Raw genomic sequence first — 24,334 nt, forward strand, 5'->3', positions numbered from 1 at the left:
TCGGTGCCATGCGCCCAGCATCGGGTATCAATGGGACCCGGTTCAGGGCTTCTTGGGGAATGCCACCCGCAGGGCCGGGCCGCGCAGCGCCAGGGTGACGCGCAGGGCCGGGAGGACGCAGAGGGCCTGCAGCGCCGCGTACCACCACGGGCAGACGCCCGGGATGAGGTCCACTCCGACGATCGCGACCGGAAAGACGGCCGTGAGGGTGCGCAGCCGTTCGAAGGCGCGGCGCGAGCCCCGGGCGGTGGAGGCGGTCAGGCGGTGGAGGAGGAGGGCGATGAGGGGGAGGAGGGCCGCGCGGGTCCACATGAACGGGTTCACCAGGTGGCCGGTGGCCGCGACCGCGACGACCGCCAGGAGGGCGGCGCTGGTGACGGCGGCGTAGAGCGTGACGCAGGTCCGCGTCGTGCCGAGGGCGGCCCGGGCGCCGGGGGTGTCGAGGAGGGCCGGGTCGGTGGTCTTCGTGTCTGCCGTGGTGTCCATGGCCACGACGCTACGGAGCGGCCGTTCGGCGCGGTATCGGCCTGGGCCCACAGGGGGGTGGGCCCAGCCCCACTCCCGCGCCGGGCCGACCCAGCGCGGGCCGCGGGCGGTGCACAGTGGGGGAGTGGACCGGAGACGAGGGGGAGTCATGGGACGTGCGGGATCCTGGGTGGTGCGGGCCGCGGTGGGGTTCGGGCGGGCGTGCGTCGCCGCGGCCGTCTGCCTGCCGGTGCCGGCGGTGTGGGCCGCCGCCGTGGGGCTGGCGGTGTGGTGCGGGGCCGCGCACCCGTGGGCGTGGATCGGGCCCGCCGTGATCGTGTGCGCGGGCACCCTCGCCGTGGCCCGGACCGTCTGCGGGGCGGTCCGCTCCCTCGTCGCGCGGTGGACCGGCACCTCGATACCCGCCGGCTACCGGGAGGCCGGGCCGGTGATGCAACTGTCCACCGGGTACTGGTGGAACGGCTTCAGTTACGAGCGCAGCCGCCGCGACGCCGTCATGGACCAGCGGATGCGGCTGTGGTGGAGCGACCCCGCCACCTGGCGCGACCTGCGCTTCGCCCTCGTCGCCCCGTTCACCGCGGGGGTGGTGGCCGCCGTCCCGCCGGCTGCGCTGGCCGTGGCGGCCCTCGGGGCGGCCGGCGTGGGGCCGGCCGGCTCCGGGACCGCCGCCCGTCTGACCGGGGCCGGCGCGCTGGCCGTGGCCGTCGGCTGCGCCCCGTACGCCTGGCGGTCCCTGCGCCGGGTGGCCGTCCGCTTCCTGGGCCCGTCGCCCGCGATGGCGCTCGCCGAACGCGTGGACGAGCTGACCTCCCAGCGCGCCGACGCCACCGTCGCGCAGGCCGCCGAGATCCGCCGCATCGAGCGGGACCTCCACGACGGCGCCCAGGCGCGCCTCGTCGCGCTCGGGCTCGCCCTGGCCACCGCCGAGGCGCTGATGGACCGGGACCCCGAGCGGGCCAGGGAGCTGATGCGGGAGGCGCGGGCCGGTGCCACCGCCTCGCTGACCGAACTGCGTGAGCTCATCCGGGGGATCAGCCCGCCCGTCCTCAGCGAGCGCGGGCTCGTCGACGCCGTCCGCGCGCTCGCCCTGGACGTCCCCCTCGACGTGGCCGTCCGGGCCGGCGGACCGCTGCGCCTGGAGCCGCCGATCGAGTCCGCCGTCTACTTCGGTGTCGCCGAACTCCTCACCAACGCGGTCAAGCACGCGGGGGCGGCCCGCGCGCACGTCTCCCTCGTCCGGGACGAGAACGGCATCGTGGTGGAGGTCGAGGACGACGGCCGGGGCGGGGCCGACGTCCGGCCCGGCGGCGGGCTCGCCGGCCTGCGCCGCCGCCTCGCCGTCTTCGACGGAACTCTGGCGATCACCAGCCCCCACGGCGGGCCGACCCGTGTCAGGATGGCCGTGCCATGCGCATAGCCGTAGCCGAAGACCTGTACCTGCTGCGCGACGGGATGGTCCGCCTGATCGAGGCGTTCGGGCACGAGGTGGTGGCCACCGCCGCCACCGGGCCCGAGACCCTCGACGTCCTGCGGACACACCGCCCCGACGTGTCCGTCGTCGACGTCCGCATGCCCCCGACCCAGTCGGACGAGGGCCTGCGCGCGGCGCTGGCCGCCCGCGCCGAGGTTCCCGGCCTGCCGGTCCTCATCCTCTCCCAGCACGTCGAACAGCTCTACGCCCGCGAACTGCTGGCCGACGGCAGCGGCGGCGTCGGCTACCTGCTCAAGGAGAGCGTGTTCGACGCCGACCAGTTCATCGGCTCCCTGGAACGCGTCGCGGCGGGCGGCACCGCCATGGACCCGGCCGTCATCGCGAAGCTGCTGACGGGAGGCGGCCCCGACCGGGGGCTGGAGCGCCTCACCGAACGGGAGCGTTCCGTACTGGCCCTGATGGCGGAGGGGCTGTCCAACCACGCCATCGCGCGCCGCCTGTTCCTCAGCGACGGCGCCATCAGCAAGTACACGACCTCGCTGTTCGGCAAACTCGGCATCACCGATGACGACGACACCAACCGCCGCGTCCGCGCGGTCCTCACCTACCTCAACCGGCAGTAGCCCTCCGGCTCCCCCGCCCCCGCCGTCACACCACGTAGGTGGCCTCGTTGCGGCCCAGGAGGTAGCCGAGCTGTAATCGGTTGTGCGCGCCGAGTTCCTGCTTGATGGCCGCGATATGGGCCTGGAGGGAGCGCTCGCTGATCCCTATGCGACGCGCGATGGCCTTGTCCGAGTAACCTTCCACCAGCAGCCGGCTGATCGACTCCCGGATCGCCGGGACCACCTCGTCGGCCGCCTTCGCGGCGTGCAGGGGTACGAAGGGAAAGGGCTTGGCCCGGTCCCAGGCCTTGTCGAACGTGTCGCGCAGAAATCGTACGATGGTCGGTTCGGTAATCGAGATCGCCGTGGTACGGTCCTCGTTTGCGGAAATGAAGGCGACGTCGTCCACGATGATCAGACGGTCGAAGAATTCTTCGAGCGTCCGTACTTGAGCGCCATATTCCGTTACGGCGCGGACGTATTCCTTCGTCGCCTCGTCGAATCTCGTGGTGTGCTGATACAGGGTCCGCATCGCGATGCCCGCCGAGATTTGCCGGCGTACGGATTCCAGCGCGTCCTTCAGTACCGCGCTCGGCCGCGCCCCGTCGGGCTGCGCCGTCAGGATGTCGCGCCGGACCGAGCCCAGGGCCTCGTTGATCGCCGTCGAGATGCTGCCCAGGCCGTGCAGGTACCGCACGCCGGGCCCGACCACCTCCTCGGCCGGGACCTCGGCGGCCGTCGCCGGGGCCGGCCGCGCCGCCTGCTGCGCGGCCTCCTGCGCGAGCAGGCCCAGGTGCGTTGCGAGTTCCCGCAAGAAGGCCTGCGGTTCCCCCGCCGCGGCCTTGCACAGCTCCTCAGGTGCACCGCTCTGTGCGGTTTTGACGTATTTGACTACGTCCACTACCCACCCCTGTCTGTCCGGTATGGAGCTGTTTGCGGCGGTTGAGACCCCGTGGGTTCCCGCAATGCGTAAACCGGAGCCATCGTAGGTCTAGTTCCTCTCAAGCGGGCAGGGGAGATTTGGTCTCACCGCAGGAACGAACACCGAGAAGGCGCACCGGAGATCGAGACCACCCGGCTACCGCCTCGGTTTGGCGTTCCAGGAATGTCCAAACGCGAAACGACTTGAGGGGACTGGGCAAAATGGGGAAGAACCGCATGGTGACTCGTCCGGCCAACCGCGTTTCGGGAATCCGCGGACGCGTGGTTCTCGCGACGGCCGGCGTGGCCCTCGGGCTCGGAACGGCGGTCGCCGGCTTCGCCCTCCAGGCCACCGAGGACGCCTCCCCCGCCGGCTCCGTCAGCCACCTGCGCTCCGGCGACGTCGGCTGGAACCTCGTGAACCCGCACGTCGCCGCCGGTGAGAACGGTGAGACGGGCGACGTCGGCTGGAACAACCCGCAGCCCGGGACGACCCCCGCGCCCACCCCCACCTCCACCAACGACGTTGGCTGGAACTGATCGCCCACCGACGCCCCGTCCTGCACTGCATCACCTCCCGCCACTGACCGACCGGCAAAGGAATGGCTGATCCTCGTGGTTGCCTCACCCTGGTTCCTGACCTCCGAGACCGCCGCAGGCCCCGCCCCCGCCGCCGTCCGCGTCTACTGCTTCCCGCACGCCGGCGGGAACCCCCGCACCTTCCTCGGGTGGCAGCCCGCCCTGGAGGGCGAGGCACTGCTCGCCGCCGTGTGCCCGCCCGGCCGCGGCCACCGCTTCCGCGAGCCGGCCCCCGCCTCCCTCGCCGCCCTCGCCGACGGCGCCGCGGCCGCCATCGCCGGCGACACCCCCGGCCGGCGTCCCTTCCTCCTGTTCGGCCACAGCTTCGGCGCGGCCCTGGCCTTCGAGGTGGCCCGCCGCCTGGACGGCGTACGCGGCTTCGCCGGCCTCGTCGCCTCCGGCTGCTCGGCCCCCTCGCTGCTGCCCACCGCCCGCGTCGTCGAGACGGCCCGGCTGGAGGGCCGCGCCTTCGCCGAGGCCGTCGGGTACTTCGGCGGACTGCCGCGCGAGGTACTGGAGGACGAGGCCGTGCAGGAACTCCTCCTGCCCCACCTGAGGGCCGACTTCCGCATGGTCGCCGCCCACCGCTACCGCCCGGGCCCGCGCCTGAGCGTCCCGGTCACCCTGCTCAACGGCACGAACGACCCGCACGTCGCCCCCGCCGCGCTCGACCCCTGGTCCCGCGAGTGCGCCGCCCCGCCCGAGCGCCACTGGGCCGTCGGCGGCCACTTCTACTTCGAGGACCGGCCCGACGCCGCGACCTCCCTCCTGCGTTCCCTCGCCCACGAGGCGGCGGTGGTCGCGGAGGTGACGAAGCCCGCCGCCACCGGGCCGATCATCCCTGGTGATGAGTACGTTGAGCTGATCTGACGGCCCGCCCGACGTACGAAGCCACCCCTGCGAGGACCCTCATGAGCCACACCCGCCCCAGCACCGACCCCGCCGCCCGACTCCGGCGCGGCGAAGCCTTCCGGGACCTGCACACCCGCCCCGGCCCCTTCGTCGTCCCCAACCCCTGGGACGCCGGCACCGCCCGCATCCTGGCCTCCTTCGGCTTCGCCGCCCTCGCCACCACCGGTGCCGGCCTCGCCCACAGCCTCGGCCGCCCCGACGGTGCCAACCGGCTGACCCGCGCGGAACTCCTCGCGAACGCCGCCTGCATCGTGGACGCCACCGGACTGCCCGTCACCGCCGACCTGGAGAGCGGCTTCGGCGAGCGGCCCGAGGACGTCGCCGAGACCATCCGCCTCGCCGCCGCGGCCGGCCTGTCCGGCGGTTCGATCGAGGACGCCACCGGCCGCGACGAGGACCCGCTGCGCCCCCTCGACGAGGCCGTCGCACGCGTCGCCGCCGCCGTCGAGGCCGCCAAGGGGCTCGACTTCCCCTTCACCGTCACCGCCCGCGCCGAGAACTTCTTCCTGGGCCGCCCCGACCTCGACGACACCATCCGCCGCCTGCGGGCCTACGAGGCAGCGGGCGCCGACGTGCTCTACGCCCCGGCCCTGCCCGACGCCGAGGCGATCCGCGCGGTCTGCTCCGCCGTCTCACGGCCCGTCAACGTCCTGATGACCGGCGCCCTGAAGCTCTCCGTCACCGAACTCGGCGCCCTCGGCGTGCGCCGGATCAGCACCGGATCCGCCCTGTCCCGCGCCGCGCTCGGCGCCCTCACCCGCGCCGCCCGCGAGATCGCCGAGTCCGGCACCTTCGGCTTCGGCGCGGACGCCCTCCCGTACGCCGAGGCCAACGCGCTGCTGGCCGCCGAGCCCGCCGCGCCCGCACCCGCCGCCACCGGTGCCGCCGCCCCCGCCCCGAACGCCCCGTCCGCCGCCGACCGAGAGAGCGATCCGGCACCGTGAGCCTTCCGTACGCGACACCCACCGCGCCCGCCGGCCCGGGGGGCCGACCGGCCCCCGGCGCCGTCCACCTGTCCGCGCCCCGCTACGTCCTCGGCGAGCTCCGCTGCGACCACACCACCATCGAGGGCCTGCGCGAGCGGGCCCGCCGCTTCGGCATGCCGCCGCGCGCCGAACTGTGGGGCTGGGGCTCGGTCCACCGCACGGCCAAGTCCCTGGAGACCCTCGCCGCCGAGACCGCCCGCGCCACCCTCGACGGCGCCGGAGCCGCCCCCGCCGACGTCGACTGCCTCGTCCTGTGCTCCACCCGCTTCCCCGGCGGCCCCCGCACCCACGGCGCGTTCGTCGAGAACGTCATGGCCGCCACCGGGCTCGGCACCGCCGCCTTCACCGGCCTCACCCTCGGCCGCTGCGCCAACCTCCTCGCCGGCATCCGCACCGCCCAGGCGTACGTGACCTCCGGCATGCACCGCACCGTCATGGTCGTCACCGCCGACCGGATCACCGACGAGTCCGTCCGCATGGAGAACTTCGCCCTCTTCAGCGACGGCGCCGCCTCCTGCCTCATCAGCGCCGACCCGCTCGGCCCCGACGCCTACGAGGTCGTCGCGGGCGCCGGCGCCCAGGACCCGGCCGGACTCGACTGGTCCAACGAGATCAGCTCCGACCTCGCCCGCGAGGTCAACCGGCGGATACTCGACGAGGCCGGCATGAAGACCGGCGACATCGACGGCGTGTTCCACGCCAACCTCCACAAGCCCCTGGTCGTCCTCAAGGAACGCCAGGCCGGCTTCACCCGCGAGCAGCTCTTCCTCGACAACATCCCGCGCGTGGGCCACTGCTTCGCCGCCGACCCGCTGATCAACCTCGTCGACCGCGCCCGGGACGGGGCCCTCAAGCCCCACGGCCACTACCTGCTGGCGTCCAGCGTCCCGGGCGTACGGATCGCCGTCCTGCTCCGCGCACTGCCCACGGCCGCCCGCACCCCCGCCGCCCCGGCGCCCGCCGCGACCGACCCGGCGCCCCGGCCCGCGCCCCACCCCGCGCCCCGGCCCGCGCCCCACCCCGCGCCCCGGCCCGCGACCGACCCCGCGACCGCACCCGTCACCGCACCCGAAGGATCCCCGGCATGAGCGCGCCCCAGACCCCCGACGAGGAAATCTCCCTCGACATGGCGCGCAGCCACTACGCGCCCGCCTTCTCCCTCCCCGACCTGACCACCTCCCTGCCCTCCGGCCCCTTCGAGGCCTCCCCGGAAGGGGCCGCCGAAGCCGCCCGGATCACCGCCGGGCCGCCCGCCGGGCTCTTCCGGCGCCTGATCGCCGACCAGGAGAGCGAGGCCGTCCTGCTCGCCGCCCGCCGCGTCCTCGCCGCCTTCCTGGCCCCGGACGACGAGGACGCGGACGGGGGCGGCGCCCTCGGACCCGGCGCCGACGCGGACGCCGTCGCCGCCCACGTCCTGGCCGCCCGCGCCGAACTCGCCGCCGTCCTCGGCCCGCTGCGCGCCCACCCCGACCCCGAGGTCCGCGCCGCCGTACTGCGCCAGCGCGCCCCCCTCGCCCTGACCGGCGGCTGCTGGCTCGACACCCTCTCCCAGGCCGCCACCCAGCCCGCCGAGATCGTCGGCCGCCTCTTCGGCCAGCACTGGCTGCTCCAGGGGGAGGGCACCTCCGAGGCCGGCCTCCTCGGCCGCCGCCGCCGGGCCCTCACCGCCCAGGGCGTCCACCTCCCCGGCGTGGAGTCCGCCGCCTTCCTCGACGCGGCCGGCGCCCGCCCGCTCACCGCCCTGCACGGCGCCTTCCACCTGGCCCTGTCCCGGCTGCCCGCCTCCTTCCTCCCCGAGGTCGTCGGCGTCCACTACGCCGCCCACGCCCTCGGCCTCGACGAACTCCTCCTCGGCACCGAGCCGATGCTCACCGAGAGCGACGTCCGGCCCGTGCTCGCCGCCTACCTGGCCTTCACGAAGGAGTCCCCGACCGGCCCCGCCGACCGCCGCCGCGCCCTGGCCGCCGTACGCCTCCTGCTGCGCCTGGAGCGGGAGCACACCGCCGCCCTCGCCGAACTCGCCGCCTGGCACGACGGGCTGTCGCTGGACGCCAAGGTCGCCCGGATCGTCGAACGGCACGCCCCGCACGCCGGCCGCCAGCACCACTCCGTCCGCCTGGGCACCCGCCGGCTCACCGACTGGCTCGACACCGGCGACCTCGACACCGCCGCCTTCGTCCGCGAACTGCGCGCCTCCCGCCGGCTCAAGCCCGCCGGCGACGGCGGCCCCTGCCGCTTCCTGAAGGCCGTCAAGTTCGGCGGCCCCATGTTCGGCGTCTTCGACGAGGCCGAGGCCGCCGTCCTCACCGCCTGGGCCCGCGCCGTCGCCGACGGCGAGCCCGCCGGTGCGGACCTCGTCCCCGCCACCGCCGGGGACGCGGCCGCCCGCCTCTGGAGCGACCGGCTCACCGCCGCCGACCCCGCCGACATCCTGGTGGGCGAACCCGAAGGCCCCGAGGACCACCGCCGGTTCTTCCACCGGCTCGTCAACTTCGAGCGCCACCCCAGTGTGCTGCCGCTCGCCCGCGCCCGCGCCGAGGCCGGCCTCGCCGAGGGCGAGATCCTCTTCGAGCACGGCGCCGAGGGCCTGTTCACCGACGCCTCCTGGTTCCCCTACACCCCGCAGGCCCTGCTGGAGCGGGTGGAGCGGATCTACTGGGACAAGCTCGTCGACCCGTACGAGCCCCTCGACGAGGTCCCCTCCCGCGACGAGGTGGTCTTCGAACAGTCCACGTACGCCCTCGGCAGCCTGATCGACGGCACCTGGGCGCACCGCGTCGGCAACCTCGGCCGGCGCGGCCGGCGCAGTGACGACATGCTCTTCGCCATCTACGCCGACGAGATGGGCCGCGGCGACACGGCCAAGAACCACATCACCCTCATCCACAAGGTCCTGGCCAGCATGGACATGGACCTGCCGCACATCCGCCAGGAGGCCTTCCTGCACCAGGGCGAGCTGCCGGACCACCTGTACGGCTTCTCCATCCACCAGCTCTGCCTGTCGCTTTTCCCCGACAGCCTCTACAACGAGATCCTCGGCTACAACCTGGGCATCGAGATGTTCGGCCTCGGCGCCATGCGGATGCACGAGATCCGGAAACTGCGCCGGCACGGCCTCGACGTCTCCTACGAAGAGGCCCACCTGTCCATCGACAACTTCTCCGCCGGCCACGCCCGCCAGTCCGCCGACATCGTCGTCGCCTACCTCGACGAGGTCCGCCACCTCTCCGGCGAGGAGGCCGTCCAGCGCGAGTGGCGGCGGATCTGGCGCGGCTACGCCTCCTTCGCCTTCTTCATCGAACACGCCCTGGTCAAGCGGGTGCGCGCGGCCGCGGCCGAGGACGCCGGCGCCCCCGCCGAGCTGGTCATCTGAGGAGCCGGACCATGGAACCCACGACGAGCTTCGACCCCGAGGTGCTCGCGCTCCCCTTCTACGAGGACTCCCACCGCCGTCTCGCCGCGGCGGCCGGGGCCTGGTGCGACAGCAACCGCGTCCTGTGGGAGGAGGTCCGCTCCCTCGGCCCGGACGACGCCGGGCGCCGCCTCGTGCGCGCCCTCGGCGCGGCGGGCTGGCTGTCCGAACTGGACCCGCGGGGCGTCCCGGTGGACGACTTCCGCGCGGTGTGCCTGCGCCGCGAGGCCCTCGCCTACGCCGAGGACCTGGCCGACTTCGCCTTCTCCATCCAGGCGCTGGCCGCGACCCCGCTGCTGCGCTTCGGCAGCGAGGCGCAGCGCCGCCGCTACCTGCCGGGGATGGCCGCCGGCACCCTGATCGGCGCGTTCGCGGTCTCCGAGAAGGAGGCCGGGTCCGACCTGGCGTCGGTCGGGCTGGAGGCGGTGCGCGCGCCGGACGGTTCGTACCGGCTCGGCGGACGCAAGGCGTGGATCGCCAACGGCACCATCGCGGACGTGTTCGTCGTCATCGCCCGGACCGGGGAGGGCCCGGGCCCGCTGGGGCTGTCGGCGTTCCTGGTGCCGGCCGCCACGCCCGGGCTGCGGGTCGAGCGGGTCGACGCGATCGCCCCGCGCTCCTTCGCCCACCTCGCCTTCGAGGACTGCCGGCTGCCGGCCGACGCGGTGCTGGGGCGGCCGGGGAAGGGGTTCGTGGTCGCCGTGGACCTGCTGGAGCGGTTCCGCACCACGGTCGGCGCGGCCGCCCTCGGCTTCGCCCGGCGCGCCTTCGACACCGCGCTCGCCCACGTACTGGCGCGGGAGGCGTACGGGTCCGTGCTCTTCGACCTCCAGCTGGTCAAGGCCCGGCTCGCCGACATGGAGGTCCAGCTGAACGCGGCCTCGCTGCTGGTGGCCCGGGCCGCCTGGGAGACCGACCGGGGCAGCCGCCGCTTCGCCCGGCACTCCAACATCGCCAAGGTCCACGCCACCGAGGCCGCGCAGGACGTCGTGGACTCCGCGGTCCAGCTGCTGGGCGCGGCGGGGATCGTCCGGGACTCCGTCACCGAGCGGCTGTACCGGCAGATCCGCTCCCTGCGCATCTACGAGGGCTCGTCGGAGGTCCTGCGGATGGCCATCGCCGGCTCCCTGGACATGCGCCGGGCGGCCCGCGTGGCCGCCTGACCGCGCCGCACCAGCCGCCTTACCCGTACCACCCGCCGTACCCGTACCACCCGCCGTACCCGTACCACCGTTCGACAAGGAGCAGGTCGTGAGCAGCACCGTCGCCCCCACCCCCGTCGAGGCCGTCCGCCTCGCGGACCCCTACCCGTACTACGCGCGCCTGGTGGCCGAGCGCCCCTTCGCCTTCGACGAGGCGCTCGGGGCGTGGGTGGCCGCCGACGCGGCCGCGGTGCGGGCGGTGCTCGGCGCGGGCGGGCTGCGGGTGCGGCCCGTGGCGGAGCCGGTCCCGGCCGGGATCGGCGGGACGGCGGCCGGAGAGGTCTTCGGCGAGCTCGTACGGATGACGGACGGCGCGGCGGCGGCCCGGCTCAAGGGGGTCGTGGCCGCCGCCCTGGCCCGCGCCGACCTCGGGCACGCGGCCGCACTGGCCGCCCGCCTCACCCACGAGGAGCTGGCACGGGGCGGCGAAGTCCCGTACGAGGAGCTGATGTTCGGGGTTCCCGCCCGGGTGGTGGCCACCCTCTCCGGCCTCACGGACGGCGCCGACCGCGAGGCGGCCCGCGCGATCGGCGACTTCGTCCGCTGCATCCCCGCCACGGCCACGGCCGCCGACCACCACGCCGCCGCCCGTGCCGCGGTCCGGCTCCGCGAACTCCTGGGGCCGCCCCTGGCGTCGGCCTCGGCGGCCCCGGCGGCTGCGGCCGGCCCGGCGAACGGGCTGCTACGGGAGCTGGTGGCGGCCGCCGGGCGCGGCGGAGGGGCGCACCCGGGGCCGCTGCTGTCCAACGCCATCGGGTTCCTGTCCCAGACCTACGACGCCACCGCCGGCCTCATCGGCAACACCCTCGTCGCCCTCGCCCGGGGCGCCGACGCTCCCGACACCGGGGCGCTCGTGCGCGAGGTGGTGCGCTACGACGCGCCGGTCCAGAACACCCGCCGCTTCGCGGCCGAACCGTTCACCCACGCCGGATCCACCGTGCGGCCGGGACAGCAGGTGCTCGTCCTCCTCGCCGCCGCCAACCGGGACCCCGCCGTCAACCCCGACCCGCACGCGCTCTCCCCCGGCCGGGTGAATCCGACCGTGTTCACCTTCGGCGCGGGAGCCCACCGCTGCCCGGGCGGGGAGCTGGCGACGGCCCTCGCCGCCGCCGTGGTGGGCGAACTCCGCAGGGCAGGCTGGAGCACCACAGCGACCCCGGCCTACCGCCCTCTGGCGAACGCCCGGATCCCGCTCCTGTAGCGCGCGAGAACGTCCAGGACGCAGCCCCCGCCACCGCGATCAGGCCGGGGGTCGGCCACTCCCATGCCTCCAGACAGGACAAAACGCACCATGTCGGACAATGCTCACCTCTGGATGCGGCACGAGGCCCGCCGCACCGAACGCCGCGCCCCCCTCACCCCGCAGGACGCCGCCCGCCTCGTCGGGGCCGGGATCCGCATCACCGTCGAGGAGTCGGCCCAGCGCGCCTTCCCCCTCGCCGACTACGCCGCCGCCGGCTGCGCCACCGCCCCCACCGCCTCCTGGCACGCGCAGGCCCCCGACGACGCGTACGTCCTCGGCCTCAAGGAACTCCCCGCCGGACCCGGCGCCCCCGCCCTGCGCCACCGGCACATCTACTTCGGCCACGCCTACAAGGGCCAGTCCGGCGCCCGCGAGCTCCTCGCCCGCTTCACCGCCGGCGGCGGCGCCCTCCTCGACATGGAGTACCTCACCGACGAAGCCGGCCGCCGCGTCGCCGCGTTCGGCTACTGGGCCGGCTACGTCGGCGCCGCCCTCGCCGTCCTGCACCACCGCCGCGCCCTCACCACCCCGCTGGTCCCCACCGACCGCCCCGCCCTCGACGCCCTCCTCGCCTCCACCGCCCCGCACGGCGACCCCACCACCGCCCTCGTCATCGGCGCCCTCGGCCGCTGCGGCCGCGGCGCCTGCGACGCCCTCGTCCAGGCCGGCCTGGAACCCGCCCGCTGGGACCTCCCCGAGACCCGCGCCCTGGACCGCCCCGCCCTCCTCGCCCACGACCTGCTCGTCAACACCGTCCTGACCACCACCCCCGTCCCGCCGTTCCTCACCAAGGCCGACCTGGACGAACCCGCCCGCCGCCTCTCCCTGGTCTGCGACGTCACCTGCGACGTCACCTCCGACTGCAACGTCCTGCCCGTCTACGACGAGACCACCACCTGGGACGCCCCCGTCCGCACCCTGCGCGACGGCGAGCGCCCCCTCGACCTGATCGCCATCGACAACCTCCCCTCCCTCCTCCCCGTCGAGGCCAGCACCGCCTTCTCCGCCGAACTCGCCCCGCACCTGCTGCGCCTGGCCGAGTGGGACGGCGTCTGGGCCCGCGCCCTGCACACCTACCGGACGGCCGTCGAAGCCCAGGAGGCACCCCTTGTCATCTGACTTACCCGCGCCCGCCGCGCCGGCCGCGGCCCCCGCGTCCGGCACCGTCCACTGGATAGGCACCGGCCTGTCCACCGGACGCTCCGGCCTCTCCCTCGTCTGCGAGCGCGCCCGCCGCGTGGTCCTGTGGGACCGCACCGCCGAGCGCGCCGCCGCCCGCCTGGCCGCCCTCGGCCTGGCGGGCCGCGCCGAGGTCCGCGCCCTCACCCCCGCGGCCCTGGCGGCGGAGACGGGCGCGGGCGACGTCCTCGTCTCCATGCTCCCGGCCACCGAGCACGCCCCCCTGCTCGGCCTGGCCACCGACCGCGGCGCCCACTTCGCCTGCACCAGCTACACCTCCCCGGAACTGGCCGCACAGGCGCAGCGGAGCGCCGCGCGCGCCCGAACCGTCGTCCTCACCGAGGCCGGGCTCGACCCCGGCATCGACCACCTCATGGCCCACGACCTCGTCGCCCGGGCCCGCGAGGCGTTCGGCCCCTCCCCGGCGACCGCCGTGTTCACCTCCCACTGCGGAGGGCTCCCGGCGGTCCCCGGACCGTTCCGCTACCGCTTCAGCTGGGCCCCGTACGGGGTCCTGGCCGCCCTCGGCAGCCCGGCCCGCCACATCGCCGGGTGCGCCGAGATCACCGTCCCCCGGCCCTGGGAGGCGACGGCCCCCCTGATCCTGGCCGGCGAGGAGTTCGAGGCCTACCCCAACCGCGACAGCCTCCCCTTCGTCGCCCAGTACGGCATCCCGTACTACTGGCACCTCGACACCTTCGTCCGCGGCACCCTGCGCAACGCCGGCTGGCACGACGCCTGGAAGGAGGTGTTCGAGACCGTCTCCGCCGGCGACCCCGGCGCCGTCCGCGCCCTGGCGTACGACCTCGCCGCCCGCCACCCGGCCGGCCCCGCCGACCGCGACCGCGTCGTGCTGGCCGTCTCCCTGGAGCTGCGCACCAGATCCGGCGAGCGCTGGCGCGGCTCCCGCCTGCTCGACCTCACCGGCGGGCCGGACGAGTCCGCGATGGCCCGCTGCGTCTCCCTCCCCGTCGCCTACGGGGTCACGCGGATCCTCGCCGGCGCCCTGCCCGCCGGGCTCAACCGGGCCGCGGAGACCCCGCGCGAGGCCTCCCGCTGGCTGTCGTTCCTCGGCGCCCACGGACTCGCCGGCCGCTACGAGGAGACCACCCGCCTCCCCACCGGAGTACCGGCATGACCGCCTGACGCTCCCTCACCCACCCCTCCCTCACCCCACTTCCCCCTCACCTCAGCCACCGCACATCGAACGAGAGGTTCCGAACCATGGGGCACGAGAGCTTCCGGCCGGGCATCACGCACTTCCGCTGCGTGGGAGTCGGCGTGGGCCCGGCCAACCTCAGCCTGGCGTCCCTGCTGCACAGCAGGCCGGACGTACCCAATCTCTTCCTCGACCGCAAGGAGTCCTTCGGCTGGCACGACGGCCAGCAGATCCCGGGCGCCGGCCTCCAGGTCTCCCAGTTCAAGGACCTGGTCAGCCTGGCCGACCCCGCCAACCCCTTCTCCTTCCTCTCCTACCTGCACGCCAAGGGCCGGGTCTACCACTTCCTCAACGCCCGGTTCGACGACGTGCCCCGGCTGGAGTTCCGCAACTACCTCGCCTGGGCCAGCCGCCGCAACGAGAACGTCGTCTTCGGCGAAGGCGTGGAGGAGGTCGACTTCGACGACGGACCCGGGGTGTTCACGGTCCGCACCGCACGCCGCACCGTCACCGCCGAGAACGTCGTCGTCGGGGTCGGCAGCCGGCCCTGGGTGCCGCCGCTGGGGGAGCACCAGCTCGGCCCCACCCAGTTCCACGTCAGCGACTACATGGCCAACGCGCAGGACGTCGGCGGCAAGCGGGTCGTGGTCATCGGCGGCGGCCAGTCCGGCGCCGAGGCCTTCCTCGACCTGATCTCCCGGGGCGGCTGGGACCTGCCCCGCCGGGTCTCGTGGATCTCGCGGCGGCAGAACTACCTCCCCATCGACGACTCGCCCTTCACCAACGACTACTACATGCCCAGCCACGCCGACTACTTCTACGGGCTCCCGCGCGAGCGCCGCCAGGCGCTGAACTCCCGCAACGTCCTCAGCAGCGACGGGATCTCCGAGTCCACGCTCCGCGAGATCTACCAGGGCATCTACATGCACCGGTTCGTGGACGGCAACGAGGACCTGGTCGCCCTGCACCCCGGCCGCGAGGTCTTCGACGTCCGGCCCGGCCAGTTCGGCGGCTGGGAGGTCCGCGCCCGGCACACCCAGGAGACGGAGGCCGTCGAGAGGTTCGACACCGACGTCGTCGTCTGGGCCACCGGCTACCGGCCCGCCGCCACCGAGTTCCTCGCCCCGCTCGCCGGGCGCCTGGAGCGCGAGGGCGAGGAACTGCGCGTCGACGAGGACTACGCCGTCCGCTGGGACGGGCCCGCCGACCGCCGGATCTTCGTCCAGAACGGGGTCCGCGGCCAGCGCGGCCTCGCCGACCCCAACCTCAGCCTCAACGCCTGGCGCAGCCGGCGCATCGCCGACCGGCTGTGCGGCGTACGCGGGGACGAGCAGCTCCCCTCCTTCATCGAGTGGTCCTCCAAGACCCCCCAGGACGAACGGTGGACCGCCTGATGACCACGGACCGCACCGGCACCTGCCGCCCCCTGACCACCGACCCCGAGGCCACCCCGCCCCCGGCCCCCCGGCCCCCGGCCCCCCGGCCCGCCACCGCCCCGGCCACCCCGGGCGCCGACCCCACCGCCGCCCCCGCCTACCGCACCACCGCCCCGCACGCCGGCGGGCCGGCCGGGGCGCGGGTCGACGTCGCCGTCGTCGGCGCGGGGATACTCGGCGTGCTCATCGCCCGCGAGGTCCTCTCCCGCGACCCCGCCGCCACCGTCACCGTCCTCGACCGGGACCTGATCGGCTCCGGCGCCACCCGCCGCTCCGCCGGACTGCACCTGCCGCGCGGGGCCGACGACACCGTCCGGGCCCTGGCCGCCGAGAGCGAGCGCTTCTACGCCGACCTCCACGCCGCCCGCCCCGACCTGCCCATCCACCCCCTCGACATGACCGTCCTCGCACCCGAGCCCGCCGAGGAGGCCCTCCGCGAGGCCTACCTGCCGGAGGCCAAACTCCGCTGGACCGGCGAACTGCCTCCCTGCGTCCCCGCCCTGCCGAACGGCTACGGCGCCTGGGAGGGCGACGGCTGCCAGTACGCCGACGTCCACACCCTCACCCAGCTCCTCGCCGCCGAACTGCGCCCCGCCGTCTCCTTCCGCGAGGGCGTCCGCGTCGAGACCGCCGCCGCCGGTCCCGGAGGCGCCCGCCTCACCCTGAGCGGCGGCGCCACCCTCGCCGCCGGGCACGTGGTCATCGCCCCCGGCCCCTGGCTGGACCAGCCCGCCTGGCGCGAGCTCGTCGCCCCGCTGGGAGCCCGCGTCAAGAAGGTCGTCGCCCTGCACGTGGACGTCCCGCCCGCCCCCGGGGACCGGGCGGTCGTCCTGCACGAGGAGGACGCCTTCCTGCTGCCCTTCCACCACCGCGGCCACTGGCTGCTCAGCTACACCTGCCCCGAATGGGACCCCGACCCCGCCACCGTCGACCCGGCCCTCACCGCCGCCCACCTGCGCGAAGGCCGCGCCCTGCTCACCCGCTACGCCCCCGCCCTGGCCGCCCACTGCCGGTCGGGCCGGGTGTTCTGCGACGCGTACGGGCCCGGCGGGACGCCCTTGGCCACCGCCCTCGACCCCTACGGCCGGCTCCTCTTCGCGGGCGCCGCCGGCGGCTCCGGCTACCGCCTGGCGCCGGCGCTCGCCGCCCGCGCCGCGGACCTGATCCCCTCCCTCCCGTCCCCGCGAAAGGCCACGACATGATCATCGCGCGTTATGACGACGACGTGCTGGAACAGGCGTTCGGCATCGACATGAGCGGGGTGCGGGGCCTCGGGACCGGCGCCGGATGGGGCCGGGTCGCCCCCGGCCGGGCCACCGACGACCACCACCACGACGAGACCGAACTGTTCGTCATCGTCTCCGGCCGGGGCGAGTTCGTCATCGACGGCGAACGCCACGAGGCCGTCCCCGGCACCGTCGTCCTCTTCGAACCCTTCGAGTCGCACGTCCTGGTGAACACCGGCCCGCAGGACGACGCCGGAAACGGCACCGACCTGGTGTTCTTCACCCAGTACTGGCGCGACGCCGAACGCGCCGCGCGCGCCGCCTCCGCACCCGTGCGCACCGGCTTCGGCGACCGCCCCGTCTTCGTCTTCTCCACCCCGCCCACCCCCAACGGCGACCTGCACCTCGGCCACCTCGCCGGCCCCTACCTCGGCGCCGACGCCTTCACCCGCTTCCAGCGCATGAACGGCACCGAGGCCTACCACCTCACCGGCAGCGACGACTACCAGAGCTACGTCCTCGGCGCCGCCCGCCGGGGCGGCCGCACCCCCGCCGAGACCGCCGCCCACTACAGCGCCGAGATCGCCGAAACCCTGCGGCTGATGGACATACCCCTCGACCAGTACACCGTCACCGACCAGGACCCCGGCTACCCCGACGGCCTCAGGGACTTCTTCAGCCGGATCGTCGCCTCCGGCGAGATCGACGTCGCCGCCCACGACGCCCTCTACGACGCCCTCACCGGCGAGTACCTCTACGAGGCCGACGTCACCGGCGGCTGCCCCGGCTGCGGCGCCGCCACCTCCGGCAACCTGTGCGAGGAGTGCGGCGAACCCAACACCGTCGCCGACCTCGCCGACCCCCGCTCCGCCTTCACCGGCAGCGCGCCCCGCCCGGGCCCCGCCGCCCGCTGGACCCTGCCCCTGCACGCCTACGCCGGCGACGTCCGCGCCCACCACCGGCGCGGCCGCGTCCCCGCCCGACTGCGCGAACTCGCCGACCGGCTCTTCCGCCGCCCCACCCTCGACCTCCCCCTCACCCACCCCTCCGGCTGGGGCGTCGCCCCCCGCGAGCGCGACACCGACGGGCAGGTCATCTGGGTCTGGCCCGAGATGAGCTACGGGTTCCTGCACGGCATCCAGTCCCTGGGCGCCCGCCTCGGCCGCCCCTGGCGGGCCGCGGAACCCTCCGCCGACTGGAAGATCGTCCACTTCTTCGGCTACGACAACAGCTTCTACCACTCCGTGCTCTACCCGGTCCTCTACCAGCTGGCCCACCCCCGCTGGACCCCCGACATCGACTACCACGTCAACGAGTTCTACCTGCTGGAGGGCGAGAAGTTCTCCACCAGCCGCCGGCACGCGATCTGGGGCAAGGAGGTCCTCACCCCCGACACCGTCGACGCCGTCCGCTACTTCCTCGCCGCCACCCGCCCCGAGGGCACCCGCACCGACTTCCGGCGCGCCGCCTACGAGGCCACCCTCGCCGACACCCTCATCGGCACCTGGCAGCAGTGGCTCACCGACCTCGGCGCCCGCGTCGCCAAGCACCACGGCGGCCGCGCCCCCGACGCCGGGAACTGGACCCCCGAGCACACCGCCTTCCTCGCCCGCCTCGGCACCCGCCTGAACGCCGTCACCGGCGCCCTCGGCAACGACTCCTTCTCCCTCAACCAGGCCGCCGCCGAACTCGACGGCATCGTCCGCGACACCGTCCGCTTCACCCGCGCCGAGGGCCTCCTCACCGACACCCCCGGCTGGGAGGACGAGAACCGCACCGCCCTCGCCCTCGAACTGGCCGCCGCCCGCCTCCTCGCGCACGCCGCCGCCCCCGTCATGCCCCGCTTCGCCGCCCGCCTGGCCGCCGCCCTCGGCCTCGACACCCCGCGCGCGTGGCCCCGTACCGTCGAACTCCTCACCCCCGGCGCCGCCGTCGACCTCGCCGACGCCGTCTTCTTCCAGCCGTCCCCGGACGCCGGCGACGCGGCGGAGCCCGTCCTGACCCCCTGGCTCGCCGAGATCGCCCGCACCGCCCTGCGGCTCGGCGCCGACGAGCGGATCGCCCACCGCACCCTCACCCAGCTCGCGGCCGGCTCCCTCCAGGCCGTCACCGTCCAGTACCAGATCCTCGACGCCCTCGACGTCGACCTGTCCATGGACGAACTCCTGCACGGCGGCACCCTCGCGGAACTCGCCGCCGTCATCGCCGAGCGCGCCGAGCCCTCCGCCGTCGCCGCCCTGACCTCGGGGGAGGCCCGATGAACCAGCACCGCCACATCCTGCGCGAGATAGCCGACCGCGGGCTGACCGTCACCCTCGCCGACGGCGACCTGCGCCTGACGGGCAACCGCGAGCGGATGGACCCCGCGTTCATCGCCCGCGTCAAGGCCGCCAAGCCCGCCCTCGTCGCCCACCTGGAGCGCGAGGCCGACCACGGTCCCGGCTTCCCCCTCACGCCCCTCCAGCGCAGCTACTACCTCGGCCGCAGCGGGATCTTCGAGGTCGGCGACGTCTCCAGCCACGTCTTCCACGAGATCGAGGGCGACTGGGACATCGACCGGCTCCAGTCCTCCCTCGACACGGTGATCGCCGCCCACAGCGGCCTGCGCTCCCGCTTCCTGTCCGACGAACGCCAGGCCACCGAATACGGCGACCACGCCCCCCGCATCGGCGTCCTCGACCTGCGCTCCCACACCCCCCGCCAGCAGGACGCCATCCGCGCCCAGCTCCGCGACATGCGCTCCCACCAGGTCCTGCCCGCCGACCAGGCCCCCCTGATCACCGTCGACGCCACCATCCTCGACGACGACAGGATGCTCCTCCACGTCGGCCACGACGGACTCGTCATGGACGGCATCAGCATGTTCCTGTTCTTCCGCGCCTGGTGGCACGCCTACCAGAGCCCCGGCGCCGACGTCCACGACGAACTCCCCTACGAGGACTACCTCGCCGCCCTCGAAGCCGCCCGCGACAAGGCCCCCGCCCGCCGCTCCCGCGCCTACTGGGCCGAGCGCGCCGACGACCTCGCCCCCCACCCCGACCTGCCCCTGCGCACCAGCCCCGCCGCCCTCACCGAGACCCGCTTCACCCCGCGCCGCGTCACCCTGGAGCCGACCGCCTGGACCGCGCTCAAGGAGCGCGCCGCCGCCGCCGGCCTGACCCCCTCCGCCCTGCTCCTCGCCGCGTACGCCGAAACCCTCGCCGCCTGGGGCGCGGGGGAGCGGTTCACCCTCACCACCACCGTCGCCCACCGCCCGCCCGTCCACCCCCGCGTCTTCGAGGCCATCGGCCAGTTCTCCGACACCCTCCTCGTCGAGGCCGAGGTCGACCGCCGGCTGACCTTCGCCGAACGCGCCCAGCTCCTCCAGGCCCGGCTGCACACCGACATCGACCACCGCCACCACTCCGGCGTCGAGGTCCTGCGCGAACTCGCCGTCCGCCGGGGCGGGGTCACCGGCGCGCGCATGCCGTACACCTTCAACAGCGCCATCGGACACGTCAGCAGCGAGGTCGACGGCTCCGCCCTGGAACTCTTCGGCAAGGAGGTCTACACCGTCAGCCAGACCCCCCAGGTGTGGCTCAACGCCTTCGCCATGGAGCAGCACGGCGCGCTCGTCGTCCAGCTCGACGGCATCGACGAACTCTTCTGCGAGGGCCTCCTCGACGACCTCGCGCACGGCTACCGCACCCTCCTGGAAACCCTCGTCGACGAGACCTCCTGGCAGCGCCGCTCCTTCGACCTGCTGCCGCCCGCCCAGCGCGAGCGCCGCGCCGCCGCCAACGACACCGCCGTCGCCCTGCCCGACGAGATGCTCGGCGACGCCATCGTCGCCCGCGCCGCCCGCACCCCCGCCGCGCCCGCGATCCTCACCTCCGGCCGGACCGTCAGCTACGGCGAACTCCTGCACCGGGCCGCCACCGCCGCCACCTGGCTGCGCGCCCAGGGCATCGGCCGCGGCGACCTCGTCGGCCTCGTCTGCCACCGGGGCCCGGAGCAGATCGTCGGGATCCTCGCCACCGTCCTCGCCGGAGCCGCCTACCTGCCCGTGGACGCCGCCCTGCCGGCCGCCCGGCAGCAGTACATGCTCACCGACGGCAGGGTGCGGTGCGTGCTCACCAACTCCGGCCGGCCCTCCGACGACACCGTCGCCGCCTTCGACCTCACCCGGCCCTGCTCCGGCCGCGCCGAACTCCCCGACCGGCTCCCCGGATCCCACCCCGACGACCTCGCGTACGTCCTCTACACCTCCGGCACCACCGGCGCCCCCAAGGGCGTCATGGTCAGCCACCGCAGCGTCGCCAACCTCGTCGCCGACTGCCGCGAACGCTTCGGGATCACCGCCGAGGACCGGTTCATGGCCGTCAGCGCCTTCCACTTCGACCTGTCCGTCTGGGACGTCTTCGGCGCCCTCTCGGCCGGCGCCGCGCTCGTCATGCCCGACCGCGACAAGACGGCCGACCCCGCGCACTGGCTCGAACTGTGCCGGCTCTACGGGGTCACCGTGTGGAACTCCGTCCCCGCCATCGTCGGCCTGCTGCACGGCCAGGCCCGCTCCGACGGGGACGTACCGCCCGGGCTGCGGCTGGTCCTGATGAGCGGCGACCGGATCCCGCCCGCCCTGCCCGCGCAGCTGCGCGCGCTGATGCCCGGCCTGGAGGTGGTCTCCCTCGGCGGCCCCACCGAGACCACCGTCTGGAACATCCTCCACCCGGTGGGAGAGGACGAGGACGGCTCGGCCTCGATCCCGTACGGCCGCCCCAACTCCAACAACCGCGCCTACGTCCTCGACCGCCACGGCTGCGACGCCCCCGACTGGGTCACCGGCGAGATCACCGCCGCCGGCACGGGCCTGGCCCGCGGCTACTGGGGCGACCCGGAGCGCACCGCCGAGCGGTTCTACGAGGACACCGGGCGCGGGGAGCGCATGTACCGCACCGGCGACCTCGGCCGCTACCTGCCCGACGGCAGCATCCAGATCCTGGGCCGCAGCGACTTCCAGATCAAGATCAACGGCTACCGGATCGAGGCGGGCGAGGTCGAGACCCGGCTCGCGGCCCTCGCCGAGGTCTCCCGGGCGGTCGTCGCCCCCCAGGGCAACCGGCTCATCGCCCACCTGGTCCCCGCCGGCGGCCACCGCCCCCACCTCACGGAGATCCGCCGGGCCCTGCGCGCCGACCTCCCCGACTACATGCTCCCGGCGGCCGTGTTCTGGCACGAGGAGCTCCCCCTGACCCGCAACGGCAAGGTGGACCGCACCCGGCTGGCCGCCCTCGCCGCCCAGGCGCCCGCCACGGCCGCCGCCGCCCCGGGCGGCAGCGCCCCGGCCACCCAGGCGGAGAAGATCCTCTGCGACATCTGGTCCACGGTGCTGCGCCGCCCCGACGTCGGCGCCCTGGACACCCTGACCTCCCTCGGCGGCGACTCCATCGCGGCGGCCCGCATCCTCACGGCGACCCGCAAGCGCTTCGGCGTCACCCTCACCCTGGACCAGTTCGCGGAACTCCCCACGGTCCGCGCGATGGCGGCAGCCCTCATGCCGAAGGACAACCGATGACCACCCGGCCGCCCACCCCCCAGGGGCGCGGGGAACTGCGCGCCCAGCCCCACCGGACCGGCACGGAACCGGTCACGCCCACCCCCCAGGGGCGCGGGGAACTGCGCGCCCAGCCCCACCCGACCGGCACCCAACCGACCACACCCCCGGCGGAGCCGACCCGCACCCAACCGACCGCACCCCCGGCGGAGCCCACCGCACCGGAGACGATCCGCCGCATCGTCGACGGCCCGCCCCCGGCGACCGGCCACCTCCACGTCGCCCGCCTGGAAGGCACCCGCACCCTCCCCCTCCACGAACTCCACACCCGCGCCGACCGCCTGGCCCGCCACCTGCGGAGCACCCACGGCACGGGCCCCTCCCACCGCATCGGCATCCTCGCCGCCAACAGCCTGGAATGGGTCCTCCTCGACCTGGCCGCCCTGCGGCTCGGCGCGCAGACCGCCGGCCTGGAACCCGGCAAGTTCACCCCCTCCGCCGACCTCGCCGCCCGCTACGACCTGGACCTCCTCTTCACCGACCAGCCCACCGGCGGAGTCCCCGGCGTCCTCCCCATGGACGGGCTCCTGGCCCTCACCGAGCCCGGCGTCGTCCCCGACGCCCCGCCCCTCCCGCCCGTCACCTGGACCACCGACGCCGTCACCACCATCAAGTTCACCTCCGGCAGCACCGGCGTCCCCAAGGGCCTCGGCGCCACCGCCGGCAGCATCGACAGCTCCCTCACCGCCGTCCAGGAGATCTTCGAACACACCCCCGACGACCACCTCTTCGTCTTCCTGCCCCTCTCCCTCCTCCAGCAGCGCTACTGGGTCTACTCCGCCCTCCTCCACGGCCACGACGTCACCATCACCACCTACGAGGCGGCCTTCGCCGCCCTGCGCCGCGTCCGCCCCACCGTCGTCATGGGCGTCCCCGCCTTCTACGAGACCGCCCGCCGCCAGATCGGCGCCCGCCTGCGCCGCACCCCCGGCCAGAGCCCCGAACAGGCCGCCCGCGCCCTGTTCGGCGACCGGATCCGCTACCTGTGGACCGGCTCCGCCCCCGCCTCCCCGGCCGTGCTGCGCTTCTTCGACGACGAGGCCCGCCTTCCCCTCTACGAGGGCTACGGCCTCAACGAGACCTGCATCGTCACCAAGAACCACCCCGGCGCCCACCGCGAGGGCAGCGTCGGCCGGGCCGTCCGCGGCAAGGAGGTGCTGATCGGCGAGGACGGCGTCATCAGCGTCCGCAGCACCCACCCCGTCAACAACCACTACGCCTACGCCCGCCCCGGCGACTCCGAGAAGGTCTTCTCCCCCGACGGCACCGTCCGCACGGGCGACCTCGGCCACCTCGACGAGGACGGCTACCTCTTCGTCCACGGCCGCGCCGACGACGTCATCGTCCTCGACAACGGCAGGAAGGTCATCGTCCGGCCCATCGAGGAACTGATGCGCGCCGACCCGGCCATCGCCGAATGCGTCCTGTTCAGCCCCACCCAGACGGACCTCGTCGCCGTGGTCTCCCCGGCCGCGCAGCCCGCCGACCACCGCGCCATCGCCGCCCGCCTCGCCGCCGTCAACGCCGCCACCACCCCCGACGAGCGCATCAGCCGCGTCCTCGTCGCCGACCCGCCGTTCAGCATCGAGGGCGGCCTGCTGACCTCCCAGTACAAGCCGAAGCGCCCCGACATCCGGGCCGCCTACCACGCCCCGCTGCACTCCCAGGAGGCCGGAATCCATGCCTGACACCACCGACACCACCCTCGAAGACGCGGCCCGCGACCAGCTCGCCCTCGTCCTGGTCCCCGAGGTCCCCGCGGAGGAGATCGACCCCGACGCCGACATGGTCGCCGCCTACGGGCTGACCTCCCTCAACAAGGTCCTCTTCCTCACCGAGGTCTGCGAGGAGACCGGCGTGGACCTCGCCCACTTCACCGAGCACGACCTCGCCGACATGAAGACCCTCCGCGACGTCGTCGCCGCCCTCGCCCGCCACCACCACGCCACCACCACCGGAGCCTGAA

The 24,334-nt window shown here is 74.7% G+C and carries 19 protein-coding genes; 17 read left to right on the forward strand and 2 right to left on the reverse strand.

From position 1 onward, the window contains the following. Positions 1-42: 42 nt before the first annotated feature. Positions 43-486, reverse strand: a complete 444-nt coding sequence (locus ACZ5NJ_RS31215; RefSeq protein WP_468769205.1) for a hypothetical protein — start codon at positions 484-486, stop codon at positions 43-45. A 148-nt stretch (positions 487-634) separates the two neighbouring features. Here ACZ5NJ_RS31215 and ACZ5NJ_RS31220 point away from each other — a divergent pair, with 148 nt between their 5' ends. Then, complete coding sequence (locus tag ACZ5NJ_RS31220) at positions 635-1,903, forward strand: sensor histidine kinase (RefSeq protein WP_468769207.1); 1,269 nt, start codon at positions 635-637, stop codon at positions 1,901-1,903. Then, positions 1,894-2,541, forward strand: a complete 648-nt coding sequence (locus ACZ5NJ_RS31225) for a response regulator transcription factor (protein ID WP_468769208.1) — start codon at positions 1,894-1,896, stop codon at positions 2,539-2,541. Before ACZ5NJ_RS31220 ends, ACZ5NJ_RS31225 begins: the two co-directional genes overlap by 10 nt. A gap of 25 nt (positions 2,542-2,566) precedes the next feature. On the opposite strand, the gene ACZ5NJ_RS31230 is transcribed toward ACZ5NJ_RS31225, so the two are convergent. Further along, a complete protein-coding gene (locus tag ACZ5NJ_RS31230; protein ID WP_468769209.1) occupies positions 2,567-3,421 on the reverse strand; it encodes a helix-turn-helix transcriptional regulator in 855 nt (284 codons plus the stop codon). A 302-nt stretch (positions 3,422-3,723) separates the two neighbouring features. Here ACZ5NJ_RS31230 and ACZ5NJ_RS31235 point away from each other — a divergent pair, with 302 nt between their 5' ends. The 15 genes from ACZ5NJ_RS31235 to ACZ5NJ_RS31305 all read left to right on the forward strand — a co-directional run bounded on the left by ACZ5NJ_RS31235 (position 3,724) and on the right by ACZ5NJ_RS31305 (position 24,333). Continuing rightward, entirely contained in the window at positions 3,724-3,981 is a 258-nt protein-coding gene (locus ACZ5NJ_RS31235) for a hypothetical protein (RefSeq protein ID WP_468769211.1), read from the forward strand. A 75-nt stretch (positions 3,982-4,056) separates the two neighbouring features. After that, positions 4,057-4,890: a thioesterase II family protein gene (locus ACZ5NJ_RS31240; RefSeq protein WP_468769213.1), complete on the forward strand. Its 834-nt coding sequence runs from the start codon at positions 4,057-4,059 to the stop codon at positions 4,888-4,890. A gap of 41 nt (positions 4,891-4,931) precedes the next feature. Beyond that, positions 4,932-5,876 carry an isocitrate lyase/PEP mutase family protein gene (locus ACZ5NJ_RS31245; protein ID WP_468769215.1) on the forward strand — a complete coding sequence of 315 codons (945 nt, stop codon included), beginning with the start codon at positions 4,932-4,934 and terminating at the stop codon, positions 5,874-5,876. After that, a complete protein-coding gene (locus tag ACZ5NJ_RS31250; protein ID WP_468769217.1) occupies positions 5,873-7,006 on the forward strand; it encodes a 3-oxoacyl-[acyl-carrier-protein] synthase III C-terminal domain-containing protein in 1,134 nt (377 codons plus the stop codon). Before ACZ5NJ_RS31245 ends, ACZ5NJ_RS31250 begins: the two co-directional genes overlap by 4 nt. Then, positions 7,003-9,291 carry an iron-containing redox enzyme family protein gene (locus ACZ5NJ_RS31255; protein WP_468769219.1) on the forward strand — a complete coding sequence of 763 codons (2,289 nt, stop codon included), beginning with the start codon at positions 7,003-7,005 and terminating at the stop codon, positions 9,289-9,291. The genes ACZ5NJ_RS31250 and ACZ5NJ_RS31255 overlap by 4 nt, the downstream gene beginning before the upstream one ends. Before the next feature lie 11 nt (positions 9,292-9,302). Continuing rightward, on the forward strand, positions 9,303-10,493 hold the full coding sequence (locus ACZ5NJ_RS31260; RefSeq protein ID WP_468769220.1) for an acyl-CoA dehydrogenase family protein: 1,191 nt from the start codon (positions 9,303-9,305) through the stop codon (positions 10,491-10,493). An 88-nt stretch (positions 10,494-10,581) separates the two neighbouring features. After that, the gene (locus ACZ5NJ_RS31265; RefSeq protein ID WP_468769222.1) at positions 10,582-11,733 is read left to right on the forward strand and encodes a cytochrome P450; all 1,152 of its coding nucleotides are present in this window, start codon (positions 10,582-10,584) and stop codon (positions 11,731-11,733) included. 90 nt (positions 11,734-11,823) lie between these two features. After that, positions 11,824-12,894, forward strand: coding sequence for a saccharopine dehydrogenase (locus tag ACZ5NJ_RS31270; protein ID WP_468769224.1), 1,071 nt, complete (start codon positions 11,824-11,826; stop codon positions 12,892-12,894). Further along, entirely contained in the window at positions 12,884-14,092 is a 1,209-nt protein-coding gene (locus ACZ5NJ_RS31275; protein WP_468769226.1) for a saccharopine dehydrogenase C-terminal domain-containing protein, read from the forward strand. Before ACZ5NJ_RS31270 ends, ACZ5NJ_RS31275 begins: the two co-directional genes overlap by 11 nt. 86 nt (positions 14,093-14,178) lie before the next feature. Beyond that, on the forward strand, positions 14,179-15,507 hold the full coding sequence (locus ACZ5NJ_RS31280; protein ID WP_468769228.1) for a lysine N(6)-hydroxylase/L-ornithine N(5)-oxygenase family protein: 1,329 nt from the start codon (positions 14,179-14,181) through the stop codon (positions 15,505-15,507). Next, entirely contained in the window at positions 15,507-16,751 is a 1,245-nt protein-coding gene (locus ACZ5NJ_RS31285) for an NAD(P)/FAD-dependent oxidoreductase (protein ID WP_468769229.1), read from the forward strand. The genes ACZ5NJ_RS31280 and ACZ5NJ_RS31285 overlap by 1 nt, the downstream gene beginning before the upstream one ends. Continuing rightward, entirely contained in the window at positions 16,748-19,036 is a 2,289-nt protein-coding gene (locus ACZ5NJ_RS31290) for a class I tRNA ligase family protein (protein WP_468769230.1), read from the forward strand. The genes ACZ5NJ_RS31285 and ACZ5NJ_RS31290 overlap by 4 nt, the downstream gene beginning before the upstream one ends. Next, positions 19,033-22,329, forward strand: coding sequence for a non-ribosomal peptide synthetase (locus ACZ5NJ_RS31295; RefSeq protein WP_468769231.1), 3,297 nt, complete (start codon positions 19,033-19,035; stop codon positions 22,327-22,329). The genes ACZ5NJ_RS31290 and ACZ5NJ_RS31295 overlap by 4 nt, the downstream gene beginning before the upstream one ends. Further along, positions 22,326-24,056 (forward strand): AMP-binding protein, encoded by a 1,731-nt coding sequence (locus ACZ5NJ_RS31300; protein WP_468769233.1) that lies wholly within the window; start codon positions 22,326-22,328, stop codon positions 24,054-24,056. Before ACZ5NJ_RS31295 ends, ACZ5NJ_RS31300 begins: the two co-directional genes overlap by 4 nt. Then, complete coding sequence (locus ACZ5NJ_RS31305; protein WP_468769235.1) at positions 24,049-24,333, forward strand: acyl carrier protein; 285 nt, start codon at positions 24,049-24,051, stop codon at positions 24,331-24,333. The genes ACZ5NJ_RS31300 and ACZ5NJ_RS31305 overlap by 8 nt, the downstream gene beginning before the upstream one ends. Position 24,334 lies beyond the last annotated feature (1 nt).

This window comes from Streptomyces sp. NPDC032091 (assembly GCF_055580265.1).